Below are 2,748 nucleotides of genomic sequence, written 5' to 3'. Positions count from 1 at the left end.
CCCTGGGCAGAACTCAATGGCCCTTGACACGATGACATCGCGACGATCGAGACCTCCGCGATGACTGCACTCGGCTCCCTGACGAAGTCCGGGCCAGACCACTCCCCACGGCGCTCCTAAGCGGGTCGGTCGTGCACGGTCGCCTGCGCCTCCTCGGAGCGATCGCGGTCCCGGCCGCGCGAAAGGCACCTTGTCTGAGGATCGGATCCGCCTGATGGCAGGAAGCCGGGTGGATCTGTATGCCGCGATCCGGCGTGACGCCAGGACGGGCATGTCGAATCGTGCCCTGCAGCGCAAGCACGGGGTCGGGTACCGCACGGTCGCTGCTGCGTTGGAGTCGGCGTGGCCGAAGGCCAGGAAGCCGCCGCCCAAGCGCGGGTCACGGCTCGATCCGTACCGAGACGTGATCGACGGCTGGTTGCGCGACGATCTCGACGCGCCGCGGAAGCAGCGGCATACCGCCAAGCGGATCTTCGACCGGCTGCTGGACGAGCACGAGGCCACAGGCGTCGTCTCTTACGGGATGGTCCGCGACTACGTCGCCACCCGCCGCCGCGAGATCCGCATCGAGGCCGGTCGAGAACCCGCGAACACCTTCATCCCGCAGGAACACCTCCCCGGTCGGGAGGCCGAGGTCGACTTCGGCGAGGTCGCGATCCGGCTGCGCGGCGAGCTGGTCACATGCGCGCTGTTCAGTCTACGGCTCTCCTACTCCGGCAAGGCTGTGCACCGAATCAGCTCCTCGGCTGGGCAGGAAGCCTTCTTCGAGGGCCACGCACACGCCTTCAATGTGCTCGGCGGGGTCCCGACCGGGAAGATCCGCTACGACAACCTCAAGGCCGCCGTCGCGAGCGTGATCGGCTTCTCCCGCCAGCGGGTCGAGGCCGACCGATGGACCGCGTTCCGATCCCACTACGGCATCGAGGCCTTCTACTGTCAGCCTGGCATCCAGGGGGCGCATGAGAAGGGCGGCGTCGAGGGGCAGATCGGCTGGTTCCGCCGTAACCACCTCGTCCCCGTCCCCGAGGTCGACTCCCTCGCGGAACTCAACGCCCTCATCGACGTCTGGGACATCCACGATGACTCTCGTCGGATCGGTTCGCGCGCCCACACGGTCGGCGAGCACTTCTCCACCGAGGAACCGCTCCTCGCGCCGCTTCCGACCGAGCCATTCGAGACCGGCCGCTGGTTCACGCCCCGGGTCGACCGGTACGCCCAGATAGCGGTGCGGATGAACAAGTACTCCGTGCCCGCCCGCATGGTCGGACGCCAGGTCCGAGTGCTGCTCCACGCCAGCAACCTGGTCGTGTTCGATGGCAAGACCGAGATCGCCCGCCACGAGCGGCTGATGACCAAAGGCGGCACACGCGTTGATCTCGACCACTACCTCGAAGTCCTGCTCCGCAAGCCTGGCGCACCGCCCGGCGCGACCGCGCTGGAGCAAGCGCGCGCGGCAGGCCGGTTCACGCCGGTCCACGACTCCTGGTGGGCCGCCGCCTGTAAGGCGCACGGTGATGCCGAAGGCACCCGCGCGCTGATCGAGGTGCTGATGCTGCACCGTCATCTGCCCCACGACCAGGTCGTCGCCGGCCTTGCCGCAGCGCTGAATGCTGGCGCGCTCACCGCCGACGCCGTCGCGCTGGAAGCCCGCAAACACGACAACTCGACGGAAGAGGCCGTCATCGAGATCAGCGGCGAGCCATTGGCGTCGCAGGAGGCACCCGCAGTCAGGTCGTTGACCGAGCGCCGGCTCCGTGCCCACCTGCCCGCAGACGATCGGCCGCTGCCGAGCGTGGAGAAGTACGACCAGCTGTTGGCCAGCCGCCGCGAGAACCCGAACAAAGGAGCCGCACCATGACCCCCAAACGCCGTGGAATGACCGAGGAAGCAGCCGACGCCGCGATCGACCAGGCCTGCCGGATGCTCCGGATGCCCACCATCCGCAACTCCTTCACCGACTACGCCGACCGGGCCAGCCGGGAGCAGATGTCCTACCGCGGCTTCCTCGCCGAACTACTGCTCGCCGAATGCGACGACCGCGCCCGACGCCGGTCCGAGCGCCGAATCAAGGCCGCCAAGTTCCCCCGCGAGAAGTCCCTGCGAGCCTTTGACTTCGACGCCAACCCCAACATCGACCCCGCCGTGATCCACACCCTCGCCAAGTGCGAATGGGTCCAGAAGGGCCAGCCACTCTGCCTCATCGGGGACTCCGGCACCGGCAAGTCCCATCTGCTCATCGCACTCGGCACCGAGGCCGCCATGGCCGGCTACCGGGTCAAGTACACCCTGGCCACCCAACTCGCCAACGAGCTCGTCGAGGCCGCCGACGAGATGACGCTGGCGAAGACCATCGCCCGCTACGGCCGCGTCGACCTGCTGTGTATCGACGAACTCGGCTACATGCAACTCGACCGCCGCGGCGCGGAACTGCTCTTCCAGGTCCTCACCGAACGCGAGGAGAAGGCTTCCGTCGCCATCGCCTCGAACGAGTCCTTCGGCGGCTGGACCAAGACCTTCACCGACCCCCGGCTATGCGCCGCCATCGTCGACCGGCTCACCTTCGGCGGCACCATCCTCGAGACCGGCACCGACTCCTACCGCCTGGCCCAAGCCGCCAAGCAGCGGACGACCTGACCGCTGCCCATGCGCGGGAAGTGATGTCGACCCAGACCTACATCACCAGCACGAATCCGGCCCCAGCGGTGTCAGAACTCACCGACAAGCGGTGTCGGACGAAACCGGCGAAGC

At 67.9% G+C, this 2,748-nt stretch carries 2 protein-coding genes; both read left to right on the top strand.

The features are described from left to right. The first annotated feature begins 214 nt into the window (after positions 1-214). A complete protein-coding gene (istA, locus tag CEY15_RS17530) occupies positions 215-1,858 on the top strand; it encodes an IS21 family transposase (protein WP_141244329.1) in 1,644 nt (547 codons plus the stop codon). Further along, positions 1,855-2,634, top strand: a complete 780-nt coding sequence (gene istB, locus CEY15_RS17525) for an IS21-like element helper ATPase IstB (protein WP_095719479.1) — start codon at positions 1,855-1,857, stop codon at positions 2,632-2,634. Before istA ends, istB begins: the two co-directional genes overlap by 4 nt. Positions 2,635-2,748: the final 114 nt, after the last annotated feature.

This window comes from Dietzia natronolimnaea, from assembly GCF_002289575.1.
GTDB classification, from domain to species: Bacteria; Actinomycetota; Actinomycetes; order Mycobacteriales; family Mycobacteriaceae; genus Dietzia; species Dietzia natronolimnaea_A.
The sequence above is the reverse complement of the archived record's forward strand: the minus strand, read 5'-3'. Positions and strand labels throughout refer to the sequence as shown.

What these genes read in the sequence shown, in the direction of transcription:
- istA (WP_141244329.1), top strand. Translation starts at nt 215, where the DNA reads ATGGCAGGAAGCCGGGTGGATCTGTATGCCGCGATCCGGCGTGACGCC.
- istB (WP_095719479.1), top strand. Translation starts at nt 1,855, where the DNA reads ATGACCCCCAAACGCCGTGGAATGACCGAGGAAGCAGCCGACGCCGCG.